This window comes from Actinomycetospora sp. NBRC 106375 (assembly GCF_030269665.1).
GTDB lineage: Bacteria > Actinomycetota > Actinomycetes > Mycobacteriales > Pseudonocardiaceae > Actinomycetospora.
Genome location: NZ_BSTS01000069.1, coordinates 1 through 1205, shown reverse-complemented (window position 1 = coordinate 1205; position 1205 = coordinate 1). Strand labels below are relative to the sequence as shown.

Sequence of the window (1205 nt, the reverse complement as noted above, 5' to 3'; positions counted from 1 at the left end):
ATGTGTCGCCTGATCATCGCCGAGGGTGTGCCCATGGCGGGGAAGCGGCAGGCCAGGATGCGACTGATGGACGCGATGCTGGAGGCGACCAACGGGCAGGGCCCGGACAACATCGCCGAGTGGTGCCGGGTCAACGGCGTGAACCCGCGGACGTTGTTCCGGCACCGTGAACGGGTCCGGGCCGAGGGGTCGTGGACGCCGCGCTCGCGGCGTCCACGGTCCTCGCCGAGCGCGACCCCGCCCGAGGTCGTCGCCGAGATTCGTCGGTTGCGGGCGTCGCTGGCCCCGGACAACGGGGCGGACTCGATCCGCGACGGGCTCGAGGCCCGAGCCCTCGAGCCGGACTGGGCGGGCGGGGGGTTCACGGTGCCCTCGCGGGCCACGATCAACCGGGTGCTGGATCGGGAAGGGCTGCTGGCCAAGAACCCGGCCAAGCGACCGAAGAGCTCGTATCGACGGTTCAGCTACGCCCGCCCACGCGACTGCTACCAGATCGATGCCACCGTCCACCAGCTCGCCGGCGGCGCGCACGCGGTGGCCTTCGATGTCATCGACGACGCCTCCCGGGTGTGGGTGGCCAGCCACGTCACCGACGCCGAGACCATCACCGGCGCGATCGAGGCCATGACCGCCGCGGTCGCCGGCTGGGGAGCGCCCGCGCTGGTGCTCGCCGACAACGGCACCGCGTTCGCCCACCCGCATCGCCACCGCCACGGCGGGGACACCACCCGGGTCGGTGGGTTCGCGGCCGCGCTGGCCGACCGGTGGGGCACCGCGGTGATCCATTCCAGTCCGTACCACCCCCAGACCCTGGGTAAGAACGAGCGGTTGCACCAGACCGCGAAGAAGCTGCTCGCCCACCACTGGCCCGAGCTGCCCGCCGATGCCGCCGAGCTCGCCGCCCGGCTCGAGACCGTCCGCGAGCACTACAACCAGCAGCGGCGCCACTCCGCGATCGCCCGCCCCGGGATCCGCACCCCCGCCCAGGCCTGGCAGGCCGCCCCCGCCCACGGCGGGCCCGGCGACCTACCCCGCCAACACGACGCCACCGTGGCCCACCGCACGGTGGCCGCCAACGGGGTGGTCACCCTCGCCGCACCCCACGGCGGGCGACCCGCCTCGATGCTGCTCGGACGCCACCTCGCCGGCCACACCATCACCGTGCTGCGCGACGGCGACCACATCACCGTCTACACCCCCGACGG

Annotated in this window: 1 protein-coding gene; it reads left to right on the top strand. The window is 73.7% G+C overall.

Features of this window, described 5'->3' with window-relative positions:
* Positions 1-66: 66 nt before the first annotated feature.
* Positions 67-1205: integrase core domain-containing protein (locus QSK03_RS32890; protein WP_285660044.1), on the top strand; the 1139-nt coding region annotated here is incomplete at its 3' end.